General features: G+C 41.3%; 21 protein-coding genes. 16 read left to right on the forward strand and 5 right to left on the reverse strand.

What is annotated here, in order from left to right:
- Window positions 1-35: 35 nt before the first annotated feature.
- Complete coding sequence (locus I6N95_RS00065; protein ID WP_209524295.1) at window positions 36-1,802, forward strand: L-fucose isomerase; 1,767 nt, start codon at window positions 36-38, stop codon at window positions 1,800-1,802.
- A 143-nt stretch (window positions 1,803-1,945) separates the two neighbouring features.
- Window positions 1,946-3,097 carry a lactaldehyde reductase gene (gene fucO / locus I6N95_RS00070; protein ID WP_209524296.1) on the forward strand — a complete coding sequence of 384 codons (1,152 nt, stop codon included), beginning with the start codon at window positions 1,946-1,948 and terminating at the stop codon, window positions 3,095-3,097.
- A 481-nt stretch (window positions 3,098-3,578) separates the two neighbouring features.
- On the opposite strand, the gene I6N95_RS00075 is transcribed toward fucO, so the two are convergent.
- Genes I6N95_RS00075 through I6N95_RS00085 form a run of 3 tightly spaced genes read right to left on the reverse strand, consistent with a single transcriptional unit; the run spans window position 3,579 to window position 6,449 of the window.
- A complete protein-coding gene (locus tag I6N95_RS00075) occupies window positions 3,579-3,935 on the reverse strand; it encodes a cupin domain-containing protein (RefSeq protein ID WP_209524297.1) in 357 nt (118 codons plus the stop codon).
- A 14-nt stretch (window positions 3,936-3,949) separates the two neighbouring features.
- Window positions 3,950-5,512 (reverse strand): autoinducer-2 kinase, encoded by a 1,563-nt coding sequence (gene lsrK / locus I6N95_RS00080; protein ID WP_209524298.1) that lies wholly within the window; start codon window positions 5,510-5,512, stop codon window positions 3,950-3,952.
- A 4-nt stretch (window positions 5,513-5,516) separates the two neighbouring features.
- A complete protein-coding gene (locus tag I6N95_RS00085; RefSeq protein WP_209524299.1) occupies window positions 5,517-6,449 on the reverse strand; it encodes a sugar-binding transcriptional regulator in 933 nt (310 codons plus the stop codon).
- 569 nt (window positions 6,450-7,018) lie between these two features.
- On the opposite strand from I6N95_RS00085, the gene I6N95_RS00090 reads away from it, so the two are divergent.
- The 9 genes from I6N95_RS00090 (at window position 7,019) to I6N95_RS00130 (ending at window position 19,240) form a co-directional block, all read left to right on the forward strand.
- Window positions 7,019-8,509, forward strand: a complete 1,491-nt coding sequence (locus I6N95_RS00090) for a sugar ABC transporter ATP-binding protein (protein WP_209524300.1) — start codon at window positions 7,019-7,021, stop codon at window positions 8,507-8,509.
- Complete coding sequence (locus I6N95_RS00095; RefSeq protein ID WP_209524301.1) at window positions 8,510-9,487, forward strand: ABC transporter permease; 978 nt, start codon at window positions 8,510-8,512, stop codon at window positions 9,485-9,487.
- Window positions 9,488-9,590: 103 nt separating this feature from the next.
- A complete protein-coding gene (locus I6N95_RS00100; protein ID WP_245249176.1) occupies window positions 9,591-10,622 on the forward strand; it encodes an ABC transporter permease in 1,032 nt (343 codons plus the stop codon).
- A gap of 1 nt (window position 10,623) precedes the next feature.
- Window positions 10,624-11,718, forward strand: coding sequence for a substrate-binding domain-containing protein (locus tag I6N95_RS00105; RefSeq protein ID WP_209524302.1), 1,095 nt, complete (start codon window positions 10,624-10,626; stop codon window positions 11,716-11,718).
- 24 nt (window positions 11,719-11,742) lie between these two features.
- Window positions 11,743-12,624 carry a 3-hydroxy-5-phosphonooxypentane-2,4-dione thiolase gene (lsrF, locus tag I6N95_RS00110; protein WP_209524303.1) on the forward strand — a complete coding sequence of 294 codons (882 nt, stop codon included), beginning with the start codon at window positions 11,743-11,745 and terminating at the stop codon, window positions 12,622-12,624.
- Window positions 12,625-12,763: 139 nt separating this feature from the next.
- The gene (gene gshAB / locus I6N95_RS00115; protein ID WP_209524304.1) at window positions 12,764-15,049 is read left to right on the forward strand and encodes a bifunctional glutamate--cysteine ligase GshA/glutathione synthetase GshB; all 2,286 of its coding nucleotides are present in this window, start codon (window positions 12,764-12,766) and stop codon (window positions 15,047-15,049) included.
- A gap of 194 nt (window positions 15,050-15,243) precedes the next feature.
- Window positions 15,244-15,972 carry an alpha/beta fold hydrolase gene (locus tag I6N95_RS00120; protein WP_209524305.1) on the forward strand — a complete coding sequence of 243 codons (729 nt, stop codon included), beginning with the start codon at window positions 15,244-15,246 and terminating at the stop codon, window positions 15,970-15,972.
- Between the two features lie 243 nt (window positions 15,973-16,215).
- A complete protein-coding gene (gene mprF / locus I6N95_RS00125; RefSeq protein ID WP_209524306.1) occupies window positions 16,216-18,741 on the forward strand; it encodes a bifunctional lysylphosphatidylglycerol flippase/synthetase MprF in 2,526 nt (841 codons plus the stop codon).
- Between the two features lie 109 nt (window positions 18,742-18,850).
- Window positions 18,851-19,240, forward strand: coding sequence for a ribosomal maturation YjgA family protein (locus tag I6N95_RS00130; RefSeq protein ID WP_209524307.1), 390 nt, complete (start codon window positions 18,851-18,853; stop codon window positions 19,238-19,240).
- 18 nt (window positions 19,241-19,258) lie between these two features.
- Here the strand turns inward: I6N95_RS00130 and I6N95_RS00135 are convergent, their stop codons facing one another.
- Window positions 19,259-20,479, reverse strand: a complete 1,221-nt coding sequence (locus I6N95_RS00135; protein WP_209524308.1) for a toxic anion resistance protein — start codon at window positions 20,477-20,479, stop codon at window positions 19,259-19,261.
- A gap of 3 nt (window positions 20,480-20,482) precedes the next feature.
- A complete protein-coding gene (locus I6N95_RS00140) occupies window positions 20,483-21,178 on the reverse strand; it encodes a 5-bromo-4-chloroindolyl phosphate hydrolysis family protein (RefSeq protein WP_209524309.1) in 696 nt (231 codons plus the stop codon).
- A 302-nt stretch (window positions 21,179-21,480) separates the two neighbouring features.
- Here I6N95_RS00140 and I6N95_RS00145 point away from each other — a divergent pair, with 302 nt between their 5' ends.
- The 5 genes from I6N95_RS00145 (at window position 21,481) to I6N95_RS00165 (ending at window position 24,540) form a co-directional block, all read left to right on the forward strand.
- Window positions 21,481-22,041, forward strand: a complete 561-nt coding sequence (locus tag I6N95_RS00145) for an NUDIX domain-containing protein (protein ID WP_209524310.1) — start codon at window positions 21,481-21,483, stop codon at window positions 22,039-22,041.
- A gap of 41 nt (window positions 22,042-22,082) precedes the next feature.
- The gene (gene macP, locus I6N95_RS00150; RefSeq protein WP_209524311.1) at window positions 22,083-22,370 is read left to right on the forward strand and encodes a cell wall synthase accessory phosphoprotein MacP; all 288 of its coding nucleotides are present in this window, start codon (window positions 22,083-22,085) and stop codon (window positions 22,368-22,370) included.
- Between the two features lie 15 nt (window positions 22,371-22,385).
- Window positions 22,386-23,075 (forward strand): 5'-methylthioadenosine/adenosylhomocysteine nucleosidase, encoded by a 690-nt coding sequence (locus tag I6N95_RS00155; RefSeq protein WP_209524312.1) that lies wholly within the window; start codon window positions 22,386-22,388, stop codon window positions 23,073-23,075.
- 24 nt (window positions 23,076-23,099) lie between these two features.
- Window positions 23,100-23,645: a cysteine hydrolase family protein gene (locus I6N95_RS00160; protein ID WP_209524313.1), complete on the forward strand. Its 546-nt coding sequence runs from the start codon at window positions 23,100-23,102 to the stop codon at window positions 23,643-23,645.
- Between the two features lie 136 nt (window positions 23,646-23,781).
- Window positions 23,782-24,540 (forward strand): hypothetical protein, encoded by a 759-nt coding sequence (locus tag I6N95_RS00165; RefSeq protein WP_209524314.1) that lies wholly within the window; start codon window positions 23,782-23,784, stop codon window positions 24,538-24,540.
- The last annotated feature ends 356 nt before the right edge of the window (window positions 24,541-24,896 follow it).

Genomic DNA, 24,896 nt, shown 5'->3' on the forward strand with positions numbered 1-24,896 from the left:
AGTAGTCGGAAGAAAAAAAGAAAGAAGGACAAAAAATGAGAGAATTTGCGCGAATTGGAATTAGACCAACAATTGATGGACGGAGACGTGGTGTTAGAGAATCTTTGGAAAAACAGACGATGGCCATGGCACAATCGGTGGCGGAATTTTTAACGAGTTCACTAAGGTACCCAGATGGTAGCCCTGTGGAATGTGTGATTGCCGATTCGACGATTGGACGGGTTCAGGAGGCCATGGATTGTCAGCGACAATTTAAGAGAGAAAATGTAGGCTTGACCATCACTGTTACGCCTTGCTGGTGCTATGGAACAGAGACGATGGATTTGACACCTGATATGCCTCATGCCATCTGGGGATTTAATGGTACAGAACGGCCAGGAGCGGTTTATTTAGCCGCAGCCATGTCAGGTTATGCACAAAAGGGCATTCCAGCATTTGCGATTTATGGTAAAGAAGTTCAGGATGCCGATGCCACCGATATTCCAACAGATGTTCAGGAAAAGTTGTTGACCTTTGCTAAGGCGGGGTTAGCAGTAGCCAATATTCGCGATTATTCCTATTTGGCAATGGGAGGTGTCTGTATGGGGATTGCTGGTTCGATTGTTAAAGATGATTTTTTCCAAGAATATTTGGGGATGCGTAATGAATCGATCGACATGTCAGAATTCACTAGACGGATTGATGAAGGGATTTACGATCCTGAAGAATATCAGGTAGCTCTTAAGTGGGTCAAAGCGAATTGTCTTGAAGGGCCGGATAATAACCCTGAAGAATGGCTGTGGGGTCGGGAAGAATTGGATGCCCAGTGGGAAACGGTGGTCAAAATGACGCTGATTGCTAGAGATTTGATGATCGGCAATCCTCGTTTAGCGGAGTTGGGCTTTGCCGAAGAAGCGTGTGGCCACGGGGCGATTGCGGCTGGTTTCCAAGGGCAGCGTCAATGGACGGATCACTTTCCAAATGGCGACTTTATGGAAACCATCCTAAATACCTCGTTTGATTGGAATGGCAAACGTGCGCCATTTATTTTAGCCACAGAGAACGATAGTTTGAATGGTGCTACTATGTTGTTGAATTATATGTTGACAAATACGGCGCAGATTTTTGCCGATGTGCGGACATTTTGGTCAGCTGACTCAGTGGAACGGGTCACTGGTCATCGCTTAACGGGTCATGGTCAGGAAGGGGTGATTCACTTGATCAACTCGGGCGCGGCTACTCTGGATGGAAATGGTCAGGCCAGCGATAACGGCAAACCGATAATGAAACCTCATTGGGAATTAACCGCTGATGATCAAAAGGCTATTTTAGCCAATACCTCCTTTAGACCTGCTTCAAAAGGTTATTTCCGTGGTGGTGGTTTTTCAACCAATTACTTAACCAAAGGCGAGATGCCGTTGACCATGGCCCGGATTAATTTTATTAAGGGGATTGGGCCCGTGTTACAAATCGCCGAAGGATATTCGGTCGAATTACCAGAAGCGGTCCATCACCAATTGGATGATCGAACAGATCCAACTTGGCCGACCACTTGGTTTGCTCCAAAAGTGACAGGCAAAGGAGCTTTTACAGATGTTTACAGTGTCATGGATAATTGGGGCGCTAACCACGGTGCGATTAGCTATGGTCATATAGGAGCTGATTTAATTACCTTGGCTGCTATGTTGCGAATCCCGGTTAATATGCACAATGTGGCAGAAGATCAGATTTTCCGTCCGCGAGTCTGGGGGATGTTTGGCACTGAGCAATTGGAAGGTGCTGATTATCGTGCCTGTCAAAACTATGGCCCCCTTTACAAGTAATTAAGTGCTTAATTGTGTACTTTGGGGACGTTAGTCAGAATCGGTTGTCAGGTTCGTCGTAGGTTTAACTCACTGCTCTCTAAGTGAACAAATGCTTAGGGAGTGGTGAGATGCAGATAAAAAGTTGAGGAGGTCAGTTAGTGATGGTAAACAGAATGATTTTGAATGAAACCGCCTATTTTGGTAAAGGGGCCATTGGCAAAATTGCGGATGAAGTGGTCAAGCGTGGATTTAAGAAAGGGTTAGTTGTAACTGATAAAGGGTTACTTGAGGTAGGAGTGACGACTCGGGTAACAACAATCTTAGAGGAGGCCGGTCTGGCATACGGGCTGTTTGATGGCATTGTGCCAAATCCTAGCATTGAGGATGTTCAAGCAGGGATTGAAGCATTTAAATCGGCTGAAGCTGACTATATTGTGGCAGTTGGTGGTGGATCGCCTATCGATACTGCTAAGGCCATCGGCATTATTGTTGCAAACCCTGAGTTTGGAGATGTGCGTAGTTTAGAAGGGGAAGTGGCAACTAAAAAGCCCAGTGTGCCTATTTTAGCGGTTCCCACAACATCGGGCACGGCAGCAGAAGTGACCATCAATTATGTGATTACAGATAAAGAGCGTCAGCGTAAGTTTGTTTGTGTAGATCCTCACGATATTCCAGTTGTGGCTTTTGTGGACAGTGATATGATGATGGGCATGCCTCAAGGATTATGTGCAGCGACGGGGATGGATGCATTAACACATGCGATTGAAGGTTACATCACTAAGGGGGCCTGGGAATTATCAGATATGTTGCACATTAAGGCAATTAAGATAATTGCTCGTTCCCTAAGATCCTCTGTCAACGGCGAGCAAAGTGCTCGTGAAGAGATGGCCTTAGGTCAGTATATTGCAGGCATGGGATTTTCAAATGTCGGTCTTGGTTTGGTTCACGGCATGGCGCACCCTTTAAGTGCCTGGTACGACGTCCCCCATGGCGTTGCCTGTGCTTCTTTACTGCCAGATGTTATGGCGTACAATAAGGAGAAGACAGGTGAAAAATATCGGGATATTGCTTTAGCGATGGGCGTGGAAGGCGCTGCCGAATTGGATTTAGAGGATGTTCGTGATAAAGCCGTAGCGGCTGTTCGTCAACTGGGGATAGATGTCGGCATTCCTCAACACATAAGAGAGCTAGGTGTGAAGGAAGAAGATATCTCAGCGATCGCCAAAGATGCTTTGATCGATGTTTGTACAGGGGGGAATCCGCGGGACACAAATTTGGCGGATATTGAGATGATTTATCGTCAGATGTTATAGTGGAGATAGTCTAATAATGTGACTTCGGTATGATCAAAACTTAACATTAACCCAATGGCTTCAGCGACACTCACAGGCACCTCCTTTCGTCGGGATTTGTACGTATGCCCATACGCATCAACTCCGAATTGAAAGCTTTTCAGCTTGCTTAGACTTCGAGTTAATTAGAACATCCAGCTAAAAGACGCTCTTTGTCTTCTAGCTGGATTGATAATTTACTGAGTAAGTCTAACTAGAAAAGCTAGAGAAAGAAATGGATTTGCCACCGCCTTAAAACCGCTCTGTGCTTACATTATAGCAATTTTTTTCGTTTATCTATGCCTTTTTCATTTAGGAGAATCTGTTGTGCCAATGATTCACGGCGTTGTTTTTTAGCGTAAAGTGTCATAAAGTATCGGGAGCTGAATTGTCTGTTTTACAAAAAACTAAAAACCTTATGCCATCTTTTGATGACACAAGGTTTTTTGACGTGGTCATTCATCTAGTTTTGAGGGATAAAATCAGGGGCGTCGATTTTATCAATTTCCTGATATGGGGCTAGAGTAGAGACCATTGTAATAGGTTCGCTATAATTGTTTTTCACGTAATGGACTTCTTTAGGGGCGATGTGAATGAATTGCCCTTTGTTTAAGGTTATTTTTTTATCATCGACGTAAATATCAATCGTGCCATCGATGACATAAAAATTTTCTTCCATAATGTTGTGATAATGGGCCGGGAAATCTTGTCCTGGATTGAATCTGACTATTGCGAAATTAGATCGAGGACCTTTCATTAAGTATTTTGGGCCGCTATCTCCAAAGCGGTAATCTTTTTCATTTTCATCTACATAAAACATAGTTCCACACCTTTCTATTTTACACCTGGCGCAATCCACATATACTCCGTTAAACCTTGATTGCTTAGGTCTAATTGTGAATGATAGATTTTTTGCCAGTGTGCATACATTTCTTGGTAACTGTCATGGTTCTCTTGATTTGGGTAAAAACATTTATCCCATTTAATATAGGTTTTAGTTTCTTCTAAATCCTGATAAACGCCTGTGCCTACGCCTGCTAGAAAGGCAGCGCCAAGGGCAGTTGCTTCTTTTACAATGGGGGTTTTAATGATCTTGCCAGTGATGTCCGAAATAATTTGACACCAATTAGAGTTATTTGAAGCGCCGCCAGCAAAAATAATTTCTTGAGGACTTTCACCTGTGAGAGTTTCTGCCTGAAGTAAGTGACCGTAAGTGACGATGCCGGCGCTCTCCATAATAGCTTTATAGAAAGTGTATTTATTAAATTTTTCTGCATCTAAGGCAAAATTAATAAAAGAAGGCGCCGCATGTTTTAATTCAAGAAAGTTCATCTCGTTAGAAAATAGCGCATACATTCCGTAGCAACCGGCGGGGATGGTCGCAATGTGTTGATCCAGTAGGGAATAAACGTCGGTCTTTTCTTTTGAGGCTTGTTTTTTTTCACTTTGGCAAAAAGCGTCTCTAAACCAGCGCATGGCTAAGCCGGGATTCCAAGCAATTGACTCAAATTGCCAGTGTTCTTTTTCAGCATGACAATTGATTCTAATTCGATGAGAGGAATCAATTGTTGGAGTAGCTGAATTGACTTCGTATTGCCAGAAGCTTCCTCCGAAGAGTGTTGCTTGGCCTTTTTTTGTGGCTCCTACGCCAATTGAACCTAGCTGAGCGTCACCTCCGCCAGCTACAACGGGTGTCTCTGCTGATAATCCTGTCAATTTAGCAGCGTTTTGAGAAACTTGGCCAATGATACAACCGCTTTCAATTACTGGTGGGAAAATTGTCTCTTTTAGTCCTACGCGGCGGGCTAATTTTTTGTCCCAGCTTCTGTCTTTTAATGAAAACAAACCAGTGGTACTAGCGTTACTAGGTTCAACTGATAAGCGACCTGTTAGTTTATAAGTAATCCAGTCGTTGAGCATAGTGATGGTGCTCATTTTTTGATAAATAGTAGGTTCGTTATTTTTTACCCACAGCAATCGCGGAATAGCGCTTAAAGCAAAGGATTGGCCGGAAATCTGGTAGAGTTCTTTCTCTAATGAAGGGAATTGTTCCTTTAGGTCAATGGCCTCTTGCTTGCTTCTGGCATCAACATTGGAAAAGGCTAGTAGTTCTTTTCCTTTATCATCGTATAAAACAAAACCCTCACGCATAGAGGTGGTGCTGATAGCTGCGATTTCGTCAGCTTGAATCCCGTTTGCTAATAATTCTTGGATACATTCAACGATTAGTGGCCAGTTGTACTGCCAATTAAAATCAATACTTCCTGGATAGCGAGGATCTGGCAAATGCTGCCATTCCCGTTGAGCGATGGCCTGTTGATTTCCGTAGAAATCAAAGACCACCGCTCTGAAGCTGCCAGTCCCTCCGTCCAAAGCTAGAAGCCATTTTTTTTTCATGTTGTTACTCCTCCTTTATTAGTTCTTTCGCTGTTTTTTCATCTGTAACAAGGGTGTTGATATAGCCACCTTTTAAAGCTGCTCGAATGGCGGAAATTTTATTTTTTCCTGCGGCGACTCCAATCACGTTATCGAATGATTTGACTTTTTCCAAGCCGATTCCAACTAGTTTTTCTTCGATATCTGATGTCACTAATTGGCCATCCTTATCAATGAAATGCATCAGAACGTCACCAACCGCACCTTTCATTTCTAGCTTGATAAAGTCTTTTTTGCCAAGGATGTCTGATTTGATAATTGTTGCTTCGTCATCCATTCCTCCAATGCCAACGACACTGATGTTTGCTAAGTTGGTCATCTCCATAATTTCTTTAATAGGTTCTTCCAATAAAATGTTCTTCGCTGTTTGTGCGGAACTCATCAACAGAGGGGAGGGTAATAGGTAGAGCTGAGCGTTAAAAATATGAGATTTATTATTGGGTAAATAGGGTGCCACGCCGCCGGTCATTGAGATGATTGATAAGCGTTTGTCTGATATATTCGCTAAATTGTTTAATACTCTGCCGAGGGTGTCGCCATAGCCCATGTTGATATAAGCGTTATCGCTAATCATATCATTAATGTACATTGCGGCTGCTTGAGCAATAGATTCATTGATGTTGTCTTGATCATCAGTTGGCACGATAAAGACATCTTTTAGTTGATAGTGCTTTGTTAAGGTTTGTTCAATTTCGATTTTTTCGCGATCTGCTACGGGTATTTTAAACTGTATTAAGTTTTCTGATCGAGCTTCTTCCAGCATTTTAATGACCTTTAAGCGAGAGACTCCGATGGCATCAGCGATACTTTTTTGTGTCATCCCCTCTATATAGTACATCCACACAACTTTAGTGAGTAACGATCTTTCGTAAATACTGCTCATTTCCATTTTATCCATACGCGCCTCCGTTTATACTTTTGTAAACATAGTATAACAATTGTTTAGTTCGAAATCAACATTATTTTAAAAAAAATTCAAAACTGTATTGACATGTACACGTTTTCAATATAAACTGGTGTCAAGAAGTTGCTAGTTGTTTATTACAAAGGTTTCGTATGTTGTACAAAAGTACAGGTTGATAACAAAAGTTTTAATTGGAAACAAATGTTAAAAGGAGGGCCCCTATGGTTAGTGCTTTACTACGTTGTCCCTTATCTCTAACGAATGAATTCGTAAGAATAATGGCAGCACTTACCGATAGTGGACACTACACAAGGTTTCGATCTCATCAAATGCTAAACGCTAAAGCGTAAAGCTTTGAAGGCCGGACCTAAAAGTAAAAGGAGGGCCCCTATGGTTAGTGCTTTACTACGTTGTCCCTTATCTCTAACGAATGAATTCGTAAGAATAATGGCAGCACTTACTGATAGTGGACACTACACAAGGTTTCTATCTCATCAACTACTAAAGGCTAAAGCACGAAGTTTTGAAGGCTATACCTAAAAATACAAAAAGGAGGAGATAAAATGAAGGATGTTCCTTTATTGGGCTGTCAGGATATTCGTAAATCATTTGGCAGTAATCATGTCTTAAAAGGCATTAATATGTCTCTCTATTCAGGTGATGTATTGGCAATCATTGGTGGAAATGGGGCTGGTAAAAGCACCTTAATGAAGATTGTCATGGGGATTTATAAGTGTGATGAAGGCAGCTTGACGGTAGATGGAGTGACGATGAAGAAAAATACTCCATCGGCAGCTCTATCATGTGGTGTTTACTTGGTTCCTCAAGAACCGATGCTGTTTTCTAACATGACGGTTGAAGAAAATGTTCTATTGGGACTGGAAGGGAATAAAGCGGAGAAGAAAAAGCAATTAGTGGATCTAATTGCTGAACTGGGCTGGAGATTGGATATTCATCGCCAAGCTACGACTTTATCAATTGCTGAACAACAATTAGTTGAAATAATTAAGGGGCTGATTCGCAATTCTAAAGTGCTGATTTTGGATGAACCGACCAGTTCTTTGACATTCAATGAGATTCAGTCGTTGTTTGAGATCGTCGTTAAGCTAAAGAATAAGGGAGTCGGGATTATTTACATTACCCATCGATTGAATGAAGTGTTTGAGATTGCATCACGAGTGGCCATTATGCGAGACGGAAAGATAACATTAGAGGGTCAAGTGGCAGAGTTTACAAATGATCGGCTCATTCAAGCTCTATTACCTGATGACACGGAATTGAAGCCAAAAAGTGAAAAGATAGGGATTGATTATGCTGATCGGGAAGTTGTGTTTAAAATAGACCAGTTGTCGGGAAATGGTTTTGCCGATATAACTTTGGAAGTACGTGCTGGCGAAATTTTGGGTTTAGCTGGTGTGGTGGGAGCAGGTCGGACGGAACTGGTTGAATCAGTATTTGGTCGAGATAAGGTGAAAAAAGGCAAAGTTTTTGTCTCTGGCAAAGATATTACGGGGATGTCGACAAAAGAGGTCATTGAAGCAGGGCTAAACTATGTACCTGAGGATCGATTTAAAAATGGCATTTTTAAAATCAGTGATATTGGCTTGAATATTTCCTCGGCCTCTTTAAGTGCCATGGGCAAAGTGTTAGTAAATAGAAATTATGATCGCTTATTGTATAAAGAGTATCAAGAATCCTTTGTCATTAAGGCGACGGGGATTGATCAGGAAATAGGTGCTTTGTCTGGTGGGAACCAGCAGAAAATAGTGATTGCACGAGCGTTAGCCTCCATTCCTAAAATACTGATTTTGGACGAGCCTACTCGAGGAATAGATGCCGGCGCACGAGAAGATGTCTATAAAATTATTGATAAACTGAAAACGCAAGGCGTGGCGATTTTATTGATTTCATCTGATATGGAAGAAATAGTTCAATTGTCTGACCGGGCAGTCACGATGTATCGTGGACGAATTAATCAGGAATTCAGTCTGGGAACTATTACTCCCGATAATTTAATGAGTGCCGCATTTGGGGTCATGAAAGAGGTGGTTTAAGTGAAGAATGTCATCAAGTCGCGAGAATTTATGTCCATTGTGGTGATTGTTTTAATCTTTTTGTTAGTAGGGATGTTTAATCCAAGTTTCCTTGGCTCTCGTAATATTTTTCAAACAATTAACGGCAGTGTCGTGTATGCTTTAGTAGCCATTGGTATGGCATTTGTATTGTTTATTGGTGAAATCGATGTGTCGATTGGTGCAACCTTGGGGTTTTCGGCCGCTTTGGCGGGGAATTTAATCACTGGAGGACAATCGATCTTCGTCGCTTTGATTGCTGCCATTGTTTTTGGAGTTGGAGTTGGGCTATTCAATGCCTTGGGAGTTCTTTATTTTAAGATTCCTTCTATTATTATGACTTTAGGGACTAATGGGATTGTTCGTGGACTGATATATGTCTATACAGGAGGTAAGTGGATCGAAAATTTACCGTTGGGATTTAAAGCCTTGGCTCAAAAAGAATTATTTGGCACCTTGTCACTTTTCTATGTCTGTGTGTTAATCTTGGCTCTACTTATTTTTATCTATACAACAAGGACCGATCGTGGTAAGTCATTCGTAGCTATTGGAGATAATGAAGATGGGGCTAAGTTAATCGGTATTCCGATTGTCAAAACAAAACTCATTAGTTTTACAGTATGTAGCGTCTTAGCTGCCATAGCAGGGGTGCTATATGCCAGTCGGGTCGGGTTTATTACGCCAACAGCAGGAATGGGTTATGAAATGACAGCGATTGCAGCGTGCGTGATTGGTGGCATTAATTTAAATGGCGGTGTCGGAACGATTTGGGGTGCAGTGACAGGCTCGATAATAATGGCTTCTATCAGTCGAGTCCTAGTTTTTCTCGGATTTCCATCAACATTTGACAACACGATCACTGGTTTGATTTTGATTGTCATCGTGGTGGTGGGGGCTGTTATGAACAAGCGCTCCATTGAGAAGTTACGTCACCAACGTTTAGCGGCTAAAATTGACTAGTAGCGGACACCGATTTAAATTTTACAAGGAGGGCCTCTAAGTTTATGGCTTTAGCCATTAGCATTAGCGGACACCGATTTAAATTTTACAAGGAGGGAAGATTATGGAAATGGTGAATAGTAAGCTAGAAAAACGGGTAAAATTTCAGTTGAAATGGCGTTGGGAATATTTTTTAGTCGCGCTGTTAGTGGCAGAGATGCTGATTTTTGGTGTGATTAATCCGCGCTTTCTGAATCCAGTTGTTTTCTTAGGCAGCATAAACGACTTTATGCCAATTTGCATCATATCATTAGCCGTAACATTTGTGATGATTACTGGAGGAATTGATATTCAGGCTGGATCGGTTGTTGGCTTAACATCTATTTCAGTAGGATTACTTTGGCAAGAATTTGGGATAAATATTTGGTTAGCTAGTTTATTAGGTCTGTTGATTGGCGCTACTTGCGGTCTATTTAGTGGTTCTTTAATTGCTAACACAGATGTTCAGCCGATGGTTATTACATTGGGGGGGTCCTTCTTATTCTCTGGTCTGGCTTTAGCAGTGACCAGTGTCAGCTCAGTCGAGTCCTACAAAGGGATTAGCGGTTTTCCAGAAAGTTTTAATCAACTGTTTCGTGGCAGCTTTCTAGGGATACCAAATCAAGTGTGGTTGTTTTTGCTGTTAATTGGCATTTGTTACGTATTATTACACAAAACGCAGTATGGTCGCAAAATATTTTTAATTGGGGTTAACCGCAATGCGGCTGAGTATTCTGGTATTAAAACCAATCGAATTATCATGAGTACCTACATGATTTCTGGTATCAGTGCAGCGATTGCGGGAATTGTTTTGACTGGTTACTTGGGGACTGCTAAGGCGGATTTTGGAAAGGAACTGACATTACCGATTATTACCGCTGTTGTCTTAGGAGGGACTCTGAATACTGGTGGCAAGGGGCATGTGATTGGAACTGCTTTAGCTTCAGTTGTTATTGGTATTATGAGATTTGGTTTATCAATGTCAGGTGTGAATACCCAATATTTAGATATTCCAGTTGGCATTTTATTGATTGTATCACTGATTCTGCGATCGTTTATCGATGGCGGTGTCGTCAAAAAAATTTTTTATAAAATGATTGGAAAAGGGGAGAATTAGGATGAAACGCAAGGTGTGGGTAAGTGTCGTGGCGTTGACATTATTGTCACTGCTATTAGTTGGCTGTTCTGAAAGCGCCAAAAAGGCTGACGGGAAAGAAGGTGGGAAAGAGAAGGACAATTTAATTGTTTTTATTCCCAAATTATCTGGCAATGCTTTTTTTGAATCAGGGAATGATGGGGCTCAAGCGATGGCGAAGAAGAATGGATTCACGGTTAAATACGATGGTAATCCTGAAGCTTCTGTCGCCAACCAAGTGACCATTATTAATAATGCCATTCAACAAGGGGCGGACGCAATTTCGGTTTCTGCAGTAGATGCTACCGGTTTGGATGATGTGTTGCGACAAGCTAAAAAAGCAGGTGTGGCTGTAACGACTTGGGATTCAGATGTTTCAGTAGATGCTCGTTCTTTGATGATTTCTCAAGGAACGCCGGAACAATTAGGACAAATGTTGGTTGACATGGGGAGTGATGGTCTTACTAACCGAGGCAAGGATCCGAAAAAAGATAAAATTAAATATGTTTGGCATTATTCACAAGCCACTGTAGCTGATCAAAATTCTTGGCAAAAAGCAGGTGAAGATTATATTAAGAAGAACTTCCCTAATTGGGAAAATGTGGCACCCGATAATTACTACAGTGAACAAAATGCTGAAAAAGCAATTACTGTTGGGGAGGCGATTCTTTCTGCTCATAAAGACATTGACTTAATTATTGCGAATGATTCGACGGCATTACCAGGTCAGTTGCAAGCGGCTCAAAACAATAAATTGACGAAGGAAGATGTGACAATCACAGGCTTTGCTTCGCCAAATTCTATTAAGGATTATGCTAAAGCTGATGTTCTGGACCGTTGGGGATTGTGGGATGTGACGGTTCAAGGTGGAATGGCTGTCTACTTAGCGAATTATTTAGCGTCAGGCAATGATGTGAAGGTGGGCGATAAGATAAAAATTCCGGATGTTGGCGAAGTGGAAGTGTTAAATAATAGTGTCTTAGATCCTGAAGCCAAAGATTTGGAGGATTCCGGTGTGGTGGTGTTACCTGAACGGACGGTTTTTACAGTTGACAATGTGGATGACTACAATTTTTAGACAAATTAGAATAGGAGGATTATTATGGCAGATTTAGATGGATTAAAGGTAGCAAAGGATTATCATTTGAACAAAGCATTCGATGTAGGGGGAGATTTTCACGTTAAAGGAGCGGCCCATTTGGATTGGGGCATGAAAAAACGTCTAAGTAATATTTTCAATCCTGAAAGTGGCAAGACGGTGATGTTTGCCTTTGACCATGGCTATTTTATGGGGTCAACAGCTGGTCTGGAACGTTTAGATATTATTATTCCAGAAGTGATTGATCAAGTAGATGTTTTGATGGGGACACGGGGGGCTCTCAGGACAAGCGTTAATCCCGCTATGTCGAAAGGGATTGCTTTAAGAACGACTTCTGGTTCCAGCATGTTACAGGAGGATTTAAGCTTTGAGATTAATGCGGTAGATATTGAAGACGCTGTTAGAATGAATGCAGATTGTATGGCAGTTCAGACCTTTGTCGGGGCTGATGGGCAATTGTCCAGTTTGGATAACTTGTCGCAAACAGTTAATTTTGGCCTGCGTCATAGTATTCCAACAATGGGTGTTGTAGCCGTCGGAAAAGATATGGAACGAACCGATCGTTTCTTTAAATTGGCGACGAGGGTTGTGGCGGAATTGGGAGCAAATATTGTTAAGTCCTATTATTGTGAGAATTTTTCCGAAGTGGTATCGGCTTGTCCGGTTCCAATTGTCGTGGCAGGTGGTAAAAAATTACCGGAAAAAGAAGCGTTAACCTTGGCCTATAAGGCTATTGCGGAAGGCGCTGCCGGTTTGGATATGGGGCGAAATATTTTCCAAAGTCTTCATCCACAAGCTATGGCGACGTGTATTGCTAAGATTGTTCACGAAGGGTATACAGATAAAGAAGCCTTTGAGCTATATTCTGATTTGATCAATCCCTAGTGATTGAAAGGAGGGTCCGATTTTCTTGGATCCTTCTTTTTTATCACTAAAACTTTCTAAATCAATTCACAGCTTTTTACTTGAGACAATGCTATAATCATTTCAAAGAGCACAAAAAATTTTGAGGTGAATGAACTAAATGAAGACACTACAAACAGCATTAAGTAAAGATAAAATTAGCGCTTTATTTAAAGAGGCGCGCTTTGGCATAGAGAAAGAAAGTCAACGAGTCACCTTGGATGGAACTTTGGCTGCCACGGATCATCCAAATACCTTAGGTAGTCGTAATTTCCATCCGTCGATTCAAACGGATTTTAGTGAGACTCAGATGGAGCTCATTACCCCTGTGGCGAATTCACCACGAGAAGTTTTGGAGCATTTAGCGGCCATTCACGAAGTGGCGTTGCGTTCCATGAATAAAGACGAGATGTTGTGGCCATTAAGTATGCCCCCGATTTTACCTGAAAAAGACGAAGAGATCATCATCGCTAAATTAGAGCGTTTTGAGGATGTCCTCTACCGTCGTTATTTAGCGCGGTCATATGGCAAGCGCAAGCAAATGGTCAGTGGGATTCACTACAACTTTGAATTTTCCCCTGAAATGATTGAGCGGTTATATGCTGAGCAAACTGATATCATTGATTTTGAAACGTTTAAAACGGAAGTCTATCTAAAAGTGTCGCGAAACTACTTGCGTTACCGTTGGTTTATTACCTACTTATTAGGGGCGTCTCCTTTGTCCGAGGAGGGGTACTTTACCGGTTGTGACGATGAGGTGCCGGATGAACCTGTTCGCAGTATTCGCAATAGTCGGTTTGGTTACACTAATCATGACGATGTCTTTGTTTCTTATCGTTCTATTCAGGCTTATGTGGAAGAAATTGAAGCGTTGGTTGATCAAGGAGTTATGTCGGAAGACAAAGAGTTTTACTCGCCTGTTCGGTTACGAGGTGGCAAGAAAGTCTCTGATTTAAAAGAGTGTGGCGTTCAATACATTGAAGTGCGTAATATTGACAACGATCCTTTTGCCCCTTATGGGATTACTGAGAAAAATATCGAATTGATTCAGCTGTTTTTGATGTATATGCTATGGCTAGACAATCAAGATGCAGATAAGGATCAATTATTACATGATGGGGACCGCTTGAACAATCAAGTAGCACTTGAACGGCCTCTTAGTCAAACCGCAATGAAGGCGGAAGGGCTGGAATTACTGCAAGGGATGAAAGAGATGGCTGAGGCGGTCAAGCTTTCAGATCACCTGAAGGAGCTGATTGCAGAAGTCGCAACTTCCTTTGCTGAGCCGGCTAAAACCTTGGCAGGGCAATTGATGACTCGGGTTGAAACAGGTCAAAGTCAGCATGATATTGCTTTGGAAAAAGGGCGTGAGTATTACGAAAAGGCCTGGGCTAAACCGTATCAATTGGCAGGCTTCCGCGATATGGAACTATCGACGCAAATTTTGATGTTTGACAGCATGCAAATGGGCGTGGATGTGGAAGTGATTGACCGTCACGATCAGTTCTTAAAATTGACATATGGCAAACAGGTTGAATATGTGAAGAATGGCAATATGACCAGTCGTGATACTTATATTGTTCCGTTGTTGATGGCTAATAAGACAGCTACCAAAAAAGTCTTAGGGCGGGCTGGTTTCCAGGTTCCAGGAGGTAAGGAATTTGCCGCAATGGAAGAGGCGCTTGCCAATTATGGCTATTTCGCTGAGCGAGGGATTGTCATTAAACCTAAATCGACCAATTACGGGATTGGCATCACCATCTTTAAAGATGGTGCTAGTATAGAAGACTATCAAGCCGGTTTGCAGATTGCTTTTAAAGAAGATACGGAGGTTTTGGTGGAGGAATTTTTACCAGGAACGGAATATCGCTTCTTTGTGATTAACGGTCATGTCAAAGCGATATTATTGCGTATTCCTGCAAATGTAACGGGAGATGGCAAACGGACGATTGCCCAACTAGTTGCTGAAAAAAATCAAGATCCCTTGCGTGGCACTCATCACCGCTCGCCATTGGAGATCATCCAGCTTGGTGACTTGGAAAAGTTGATGTTAAAGGAACAAGGATATACGGTTGAGGATATTTTGCCTGAAGGTAGCATTGTTTATTTACGAGAAAATTCCAATGTCAGCACTGGTGGCGATTCGATTGATATTACCGACGATTTTGATGAGAGTTACAAGCAAATTGCGATAGAAGCCGTCGAGGCGTTAGGGGCTAAAATTAGCGGCATTGATTTGATCATTCCTGACAAAACCATTCCTGCTATTCGCGACAGTCGAGCTTACGGCATTATTGAAGCGAACTTTAATCCAGCGATGCATATGCACGCTTACCCATTTGCTGGTAAAGGTCGTCGTTTAACACAGGATGTCCTGCATTTGTTATTCCCAGAATTACCTCATTAAGCAGCAGACACTGGAACCAGATTTTTAGGCTCCAGTGTTTTTTTTGCTGGAAGTTTAACGATTGATCGTCATCATTTAATAAGAGCTATATATATAGTTTAGCAAAAACACATTGCCCTTTTGTGTTGTGCAGAAGTCATATAATTGCCGTAGGTCTCACAAAATAGTATGATTAGAGAATAGAAGGTGATGAGATGGAAGCAACGAAAAACTATGTTCAATCCTTTGATGGCACTTCCCTGTTTTATCAAACCTATGGCGAAGGGCAGCCTTTGCTGCTCTTACATGGGAATGGTGGCAGTTCGAGATACTTCAAAGAGCAAATTTCGGTTTTTAGTCGTTATTTTAAGGTGATTGCCATGGATAGTCGGGAACATGGGAAATCTGGCAATCAGGAAAATTATCTCTCCTTTAAATTGATGGCGCGGGATATCTTAGCTATTTGCCAGCGAGAGGGTCTTGCTCATGTCAATTTATTAGGGTTTAGTGACGGGGCGAACTTGGCCATGACCTTTGCCGTCCTGTATCCTCAGTATGTGGATCGCTTAGTGCTGAATTCCGGTAATCTGGAGCCAACTGATTTGACTTGGTGGACGCGAATTTTGTCTCAATCCGGTTATTGGCTAACGTCAATGGTATCAGAAATTTCCAGTTTAGCCGCGCATTTTGCTCGTTTACTCAGCTTAATTGTCCGCCCACTAGAGATTACCATGGCTGATTTAAGTCGTCTTAATCGGCCAACTTTAGTGATTGCTGGTGAACGAGACAGCATTAAGTTAAGCCACACAGCTGCGATTGCTGAGGCATTGCCACAGTCGCAGTTGGAAATTGTGCCGAAGGTTGGTCATAACTTAGCCAAGGATCGACCGGAGGTGTTTAATCAACGGGTCTTAAGGTTTTTGACGGAGCCTTTTATTCGGTGAAAAACAGTCAGCCACTCATGATGTCAACTGATATTAGCTGAAATTATGGGTGGCTGATTATTTTTAATGTGGTAGATACATCCCGTAAACTAATCCCCGCAGATAGTTCCATTGGATTATCAACATAATGACGAGCAGAGAGTGGTATTTTCAGCTTCTTTTTAGCTGGAAGTTTAACGATTGATCGTCATTATTTAATAGGAGCTATATAGATGTAAGCTTGACAAAGAAAGGTGATGTGAGATGACTCAAGTACTAGGGTGGCTAAAAAAACGGACTAAACTTTTTAAATTTATCTTTTTACTATCGGTTAGTGTGATTGTGGTAAGAGAAGTGTTGACGATTGCTAAAACCACGTCTTTATCTCAATTGCAGGATGTGTTAACCGCTTTACATCCTCTGGCGGTCGTTGCTATGGGGATTGTTGGTCTGATTGCTGTTATGCCAATGTTGTTTTATGATGTTATTTTAACTAATTTGTTACCAGATAAGCCTGCGCTGCCTTATGTTTTGCAAACCAGTTGGATCACCAATACTATCAATAACCTTTGTGGCTTTGGTGGGTTGATTAGTACGGGCTTGCGGACACAGTTTTATGGCAAAAAAACGCAAGGCCAGGAACTGCTGAAAGCTTTGTCGAAAGTTATTCTTTTCTTTATGTCAGGTATTTCAATTTATTGTTTGTTATCGTTACTATTAGTCTGGTTTGGTCATACTGATCCATTCTTGCATAAGTATTGGCTTTGGTTAATAGGAGGGAGTCTTTATTTTCCCATTTTGTTGATTGTAACTCATCGTAGTGAAATTGGTTTTTTTGATGATTTGACTTTAAAGATTGAAAGTCAACTGGTAGGGACTTCTTTCTTAGAGTGGACAGGCGTTTTGACGACGTTTATTAGTGTGGGAAAACTAATGGGCCTTGACTTTTCGATTGGGGAAGTGATTCCTCTTTATATTGCCTGTTCGATTATCGGTATGGTTTCCATGATACCAGGCGCTTTAGGTAGTTTTGATGTGATGATGTTACTTGGTTTATCGGCTTTGGGCGTCCCTCATGAATCAGCAGTTATTTGGATCTTATTGTATCGTCTTTTTTACTATCTGATTCCTTTTGCAATTGGTTTATTACTGCTAACTCACAATGTTGGCGACCAATTTAATCAGCGTTATAATGGCATTCCAAAAGAAGCGGCCAGCAAGGTTGCCCACTATGCCTTAGTGACATCCCTTTACATAGCAGGGAGTTTATTGGTGTTATCGGCAACGATCCCAGAAGCCTTTAGTGACTATCCAATTATTGGCAAGTGGACCCCTGCCTCCTTTCACTTTTTAACTCAAACGCCTAGCTTAATATTTGGTTTTTTGTTGTTAGCTATGGGACGAGGAGCAGCCCAAAAGGTCAAAAAGGCTTTTATGCCAACAGTTATCCTTCTTCTTAGTGCTGTGATCTATGTTATTTGGAAGGAGTTTTCTTGGGGGCTAGTTGTTATTTTGGTGTTGGTTTTATTATTTGTTGTACTTTCTAGGAGTCAGTTTTATCGAGTGAAATTAGTTTATTCTTGGGAAATGTTGACCTTTGATGGCCTGCTCTACAGTAGCTTAGCTTTTTTGTATGTCGTTATTGGGGTTTATAATCTCCCTCATAGACATCATCGTGTAAGGCATGATTTTTTAGTTTTTCCTTCTGAACACATGTGGCTGTTGGGGCTACTGACGATCGTGATAACAGCGACTTTATTGCTTATATTTGGCCATTATTTATCTAAAAGTAACATTACCTTAGGCGAAACCGTAAATCAAGAAAAAGTGATGGCGTTACTAGACGAATTTGGTGGCAATGAAACAAGTCAGCTGATTTTTTTAGGAGATAAAGAGCTGTTCTTTTATGAGGTTAAAGGGAAACCAGTTGTATTGTTTCAATACAAATTAAAAGCAGATAAGTGTCTGGTGATGGGGGAGCCTGTTGGCGATGCCACGTGTTTTTTGGCAGCGATTGAAGCATTTATGGAAAAAGCCGATACTTTAGGTTATCGTTTAGTCTTTTACGAAGTTCAGGAATCTTTTGTTATGTTGCTTCATGAACAAGGATTTGATTTCTTAAAGATGGGAGAAGAGGCATATGTCGATGTTCAAAACTTTACCTTGTCTGGTAAGAAGTTAAAAGGGGTACGTTCTTTAATAAATAAAATGGATCGCGATAACTATCAGTTTGAATGGCTGGAGCCGCCCTTTTCAGTTGAGTTGATGAAAGAATTGCGTCAAATTTCTGATGAGTGGTTGGCTGGGCAAGCTGAAAAAAGTTATTCAATGGGCTACTTCGACGAGGTCTACTTAAGTCGAGCACCTATTGGCGTCATAAAAGATCGGCAGGGACGATGTGTGGCTTTTGCCAATAGTATGCCAACTTATAATCAGGAGCAAATGACCATCGATTTAATGCGTCATTATCGTGATGCTCCTTCTGGTGTTATGGACAGTTTGTTCACACATTTATTTGATGTTGCCAAGGAGCAAGGCTATCAGTTTTTTAATATGGGAATGGCTCCTTTGGCAAATGTTGGTTATGCCAAAAATAGTTTTTTTCAAGAACGAGTCGCTCATTATATTTATGAATATGGCACTCACTTTTATTCTTTCCAAGGGTTACGTAATTATAAAAGTAAATACGCTACGCGCTGGGTTGCCAAATACACGGCCTACCCTAAAAATAGTTCCTTGATTTTCACCTTAATTCAGCTGTTAATACTGGTTAATGCACCAAAAGAGTAATCATGAAAAGCGGTTTGTAATAGACGAGCTGTAATTTTTTGTTAAGATGGAAAGGCAAGAGAAGACATTCTGTTTACCATCTGTATAATGAATTAAGGTGGTGAATGAAGTGAAAAAAAGGCGAATGATCTATGCCGTGGCAACGATTTTGACTATGGCCAGTGGTCTATTAACACGAAAGGTGGCTTTCGTATTACCAGAGTGGGTTAATGCGTATTTAGGAGACGGCTTATGGGCTCTGATGGTATTTTTTTGTTGTAGTTGTTTATTTCCCAAGTTGAGTAGTCTGAAGCGGATCATTTTGGCATTGATTTTTTGTTACTTAATTGAGATTAGTCAACTTTATCAGGGGGAGTGGCTTAATCAAATTCGCCAAACCACATTAGGTGGCTTAGTTTTGGGGTACGGCTTTCTTTGGAGTGACTTGCTGTCTTACACTGTTGGGGTGTTGGCTGGTGGTATTATGAGCATAAAAATAGATCGCCATTCTCAAAATTAATGAATGGCGATCTATTTGTTATTGTGTCATTTCTAATAATTTGTTTTTCAAATCATTTTCCATGTTTGCCAATTCAATTTCGGCCGCACGACGTTTATCTTTACCTTCTTTTTGGATCCGAATGGTTTCTTGAATGGTTTCAACTAAATCATTCTGTGTTTTTTGTAAGGTTTCGATATCGACAATGCCACGCTCATTTTCTTGGGCTGTTTCAATGGCTGAAATTTTTAACATTTCTGAGTTTTTCTTCAGTAAATCGTTGGTTGTTTCAGAGACTTGGCGTTGAGCTGTTACCGCGTCTTTTTGACGTAAAAGTGTCAAAGCGATCGCCACTTGGTTTTTCCATAAAGGAATCGCCGTGTTGATCGACGCTTGAATTTTCTCCGCAAGAGCTTGATTGGTATTTTGAATCAAGCGGATTTGCGGTGCTTGTTGAATGGTGATTTGACGGGCCAAGTTTAAATCGTAAGTTCGTTTGTCTAAACGATCTAAAAACTGATTTAAATCGTTAACGGTTTGGACGTCCATTTGATCGCCGGTTTGTTCGGCATGCTTCATGGCAGCCGGAATTAGTTCCCGTTGCAATTCTTCCATCTTAACTTCACCAGCGGCGATGTAGATATTAAGAGCATCGAAGTAATCTTTATTTTTGTGATACAGTTGCTCCAACATCACATTGTCGCTCAGTAGACCATTTTTTTCTTTGTCTAATTTAACGGCAATTTTATCGATTTGAGCGCCGATCTTTTGATATTTAGCCGTAATCTCATAGATCGATTCTTTGACCTTACCAAACATCCGCTTAAAGACATTTGATTCTTGCGCTTGTAACTCTGAAGGGCTGGCTTCATTTAAACGATACATCAGTTCGTTAAGCGAGTCCCCTAAAGGTCCAATGTCCTGATTTTGCACATGATTTAACATGGAGTGAGAAAACTCACCGAGCTTTTGTTGAGCCGCTGCGCCATAGCTTAAAACAGCTTGTGAGTCAGTGACGTCAATTTGAGAAGCTAATTCTCGTGCTTGACGTTGACGGTCTTCAGGCAAACGGTCCAATAGTTTAGGGGCTTCTTTTAAGTTTGATAACTCGTTTATTTCGCTCTTTTGGCTAGTTGTTAAGTCAGCACTATTTGGATCTATAAAGGGGTTGCTTAGTAAATCATCTAGTGTACTTGTGACAGGTGTTGCTTGCTTAATCGGCTCAGTTGTTACTTCATCGAAATTTAATTCATCTGACATACATTAATTCTCCTCTTTCTCAGTATAAGCCATTTTTTCTTGATTCATCTGTTCTCTTGAGAGGTTTTGTTTTGCTAAGGTGATTTCAACATCAAGTTCATCTAAATCATCGGCCATAAAACGCTCATAATCTGATACGAGCAATTTAGAAACTTCATCAATCACATTAGAGCTTTTTTCCAAGGCATCGTAAGTATTTTTGGTTTTGATGTCATGGGCATTAATCTCAAGATACTTGTTAGTTAAGTCTACCAAATTTGGTAGGTGATTGTAAAGAAAGCGGTCAGCTAAATGCAATTTTGTTGGCTCTTTTACGAGTTCTTTAAACATTGCTTTAGCGGCTTTGACTGTGTCGTTCCGTAAATCAACGGCTTTTAGTTTAGCCACAGCGTTCATGTTTTGTTCCAACTGGACGATTTGCTTTTTAGCATGTGCCATGGTTTCTCGGAAAAAGGCGATTTGCTGGTCATCCATTCCTAATTCTTGATAGTGCTGTTCCTTTTGAACAGAGACGCTGGGAACGTTATTGTGGACCTTTTTACTCTTAGGTAACAGTTTCACAATGACAGCCATTAGGGCTAAGAGAATTCCAACGATGACGATAGAACCAAGAATACTACCAGTATCACTAAGGATCACAAAGAAACCAACAACAGCGAGTATATAGACGATAAATTTTGAGATTCTTTTTATATTCATTTTACGAGTCACTCCAATTCATTTTGATTAACTTCCATGAATCTATTTTAGCACAGAAGTAGGGGGAAAGGGTATCAGTCGGAAGTTTGATTTAAATCAAACTTAGGACTTAGTTAAGGAAAAATTTACTATTGAAAAAAATGACGCCTATTATAGAAGGTTCTGTTAAAATAGGCTAGAGCAAACAAAAATGTCAGTGGTTTTCTTTGCTCAACTAATTGAAAAAAAGCACGGTAAACGGTATGATTAGGACAAGAAAACTGATGTGGCCTGTTAAGCCCGTTGGATTGTGAGGATAAACAATGAAATTTGAAGACTTTGAAGAAAAGACAGTCAAGCGTGAGACCCTCTTTTCAGGACATATTATTGAATTGGCTGTTGATGATGTTCGCTTACCTAATGGTGAGATGGCCAAGCGGGAGCTAGTTTTTCACAATGGGGCAGTTGGGATTATTGCATTGACGGAAGACAAGCGAATTATTTTGGTGAAGCAATTCCGCAAACCCTTAGAGAAAGTTATTTTGGAAATTCCAGCGGGAAAAATTGACACCACTGATGGAGATCGATTGGAAACCGCTCAGCGGGAGCTGGAAGAAGAGACTGGCTTTCAGGCCGAGGACTGGGAGTTTCTGTTTGAGTTTTCGTCGGCTCCTGGTTTCACCAATGAAATTTTGGCGATTTATCAGGCGACGGGCTTGAAGAAAGTTGACAATCCGCTCCCTCAAGATGAGGATGAATTAATCGAGTTGCATGCGCTGACGTTGAAAGAAGCCAAGGCAGCGATGGCTGCAGGCGAGATATATGATGGTAAAACGATCTTAGCCATTCAACACTGGGAGTTAATGGAGTTGCGAGGGAAGTAAGATCGAGAAAAAGATGAAAGTTTACAGTGGGAGGTGCAGTCATGTCTAAGAAAGAACCGTTGTTAACCCGTGCCAAGATTCGGGAATTAAAAGAGCAGGAAAGCAAGTTAACTAAACTGAAAGAGTTGGAATTACAAAAGCAGTTTGAAGCTCAAGAGAAGAAGATTGGCAAATTCTTTTCCAAGGAAAAGAAAAAGGTCAAGTCGGTCAAGGGCAGCCGTGCCGTTCAAACAGAAAAGATTCATGAGCGCAGTAGTTTTTTAACCAAGGCGATTATTATTGTCATGTTATTATTAGTGATCATGTTTTTAGCTGTGAAGTATTTATAGAGAGGAATTAATGAAGTGAAAATTGGAATTATTGGGGCGATGTCAGAAGAATTACGCCTATTACGTGCGGTGATGAGTCAACAAACAGAGTGGAAGGAAGGGGGCGCGACCTTTATTGCTGGTGAAATTGGCCGTCATGAGGTGGTGGTCGTTGAGTCGGGGATTGGCAAGGTCTTGGCGGCTGTGACAACGACGCTCTTAATCAGCCATTATCATGTGGATGTTCTGATCAATACGGGCTCAGCTGGTGGGATTGGCGAAGGCTTAAGAATTGGGGATGTGGTTATTTCCAATAAATTGGCTTATTTTGATGCCGATGTGACGGCTTTTGGCTACGAAATGGGTCAGATGGCTGGCATGCCCCTTTATTATGAAGCAGATGCTAAACTAGTTGAGCAAGCTGAGCAAGCGGCTAAAGAGAAAGGTTTAGCAACGAGAACAGGTTTGATTGTGACCGGTGACACCTTTGTCGATAAACAAGCTAAAATTGAGGAGATAAAAAAAGATTTTCCTGATGTTTTGGCTAATGAAATGGAAGGGGCGGCTATTGCTCATGTTGCTCACCAATTCAAGGTGCCTTTTGTTGTGATTCGAGCCATGAGTGATGTGGGAGACGAAGCTGCCAGTGTTAATTTTGATGAATTTATTTTGGAAGCAGGACGGAAATCTGCTGAAATGGTGATCGCTTTAGTGGCATCACTATAATGGAGTGGGAGAGGATGGTTCAGGATGAAAGCATTATTGTCAATTGATTATACAGAAGACTTTGTGGCGACGGATGGCGCTTTGACAACTGGCGAAGCGGGACAGGGGATCGAAACAGCTCTGGTTGAAGTGACCAAAAGGTTTATTGAAAATGGCGATTTTGTGGCCTTTGCCATTGATGCCCATGATCCAAGTGATCAATATCACCCGGAAAATAAACTGTTTCCTCCTCATAACGTGATTGGGACGAGCGGTCGTCGTCTATACGGTAGTTTGGCCTCTGTCTATGAAGCACATCAGCATAAAGAGACGGTTTACTGGTTCGATAAGCGCCACTATTCGGCTTTTAGTGGCACGGATCTGGATATTCGACTGCGTGAGCGAGGGATTACCGAAGTGCACTTAACAGGTGTTTGTACCGATATTTGTGTCTTGCACACGGCTGTTGATGCTTATAATTCAGGGTATCAAATCGTCATTCATGAGCAGGCGGTGCAAAGTTTTGACAGTCAAGGGCATGCCTGGGCTTTGAATCATTTTAAGAATACGTTAGGGGCAGTCATTGTCTAGGATGGTTGCCTGCAAGCTTTTATGTTAATTTTAAGTAAAACCTGAAGAACAAATTTTCTTCAGGTTTTTTAGTGAGTTTCAATACCGTTAGTTGATCAAAGGATGTTATACTATGCTCAATAGAGGAGGGATGAGATTGGGTGATCAAAGGGTATATTTAACAGGAAATTATCCCACTATTGAAGGGTCTTATGGGGGCGATCAGGAGTGGTTTCGTGATGATGTGTTCAGCAATGGCGATCTGATTCGACTAGGAGGCTGTGGGTTGATTGCCATGGCGGATAGCTTGTTATATTTGGCAGGTCAGCAAGAGCTCTCCCAACCGTTACCATCTTTGGTTGATTCAAGTAAGTTGACTATGTCAACTTATAGCTTGTTTGTTGAATCACTATTCTTTCGTTATCTTCAGCCTTGGCGCAATCCACTGTTTAAGCCAGCTAACTATCAAACTGTCGGGAACTTTGTTCTGGGAATTCAAGGGTGGCAATTGCGTCGAGGTTTTAATCGTTTTTTTCAGCACCGGCAAAGTCGCTTTTATTCAGTAAAGGGGGCTGGGAAACTTAGCCAGATAATTCAACAACAACTGAGACGTAATCGACCTGTTCCCCTGATGATTGGGCCGACGTCAGAGATGTTTCCCAAAGGGCTTCGTTTTTTGGGGCGACAGTCGGAAGTTGAAACCCATTCTGTGCCATTTTTGGGTCCTGAGTTTCCGCCTAGAGAGTGTGAGGGAGGAGTAACACTTATGAGTGCTCACTGGGTTACTGTTACAGGGTATTACCAACTAGAGGAGCGGGAGTATCTTTTGATTGCTTCGTGGGGAAAACGTTATGTGTTGGATTTAACAGCTTATTTAGCCGATAAAGACTGGTTGAGTGGGGTCATTGTGGTCTGAAGTAGGAACTTCATTTTGTAGCCTTGACTAGCAGATCAAGACGTTGACTAATCAAGTTGCCAATAGGCTAAAGCAAGCCTTAGCCTCTTCATTGTCCTCAAATTAAGGTGTTTTTGCCAGTTTTTTTAGATTATGGAACACTAGTGTCGCGAAGATTTAAATTCTATCTCTTTATAGGTTAGAGACATTCTAAGGCTTGGCTGTTTTCCACAGTCCAAACTCTGACAATGTCTTTTTAGGCTTTTAAAATTACCACTACGGGTAAAGGGATTATTACATGTTATGTTGAAGAATTTGAACTATATACATCCCGTAAAATAATCGGAACATATAGTTCCATTGGATTATCAACATAA

It is taken from the genome of Vagococcus allomyrinae, from assembly GCF_017829975.1.
Taxonomy (GTDB): Bacteria; Bacillota; Bacilli; order Lactobacillales; family Vagococcaceae; genus Vagococcus_D; species Vagococcus_D allomyrinae.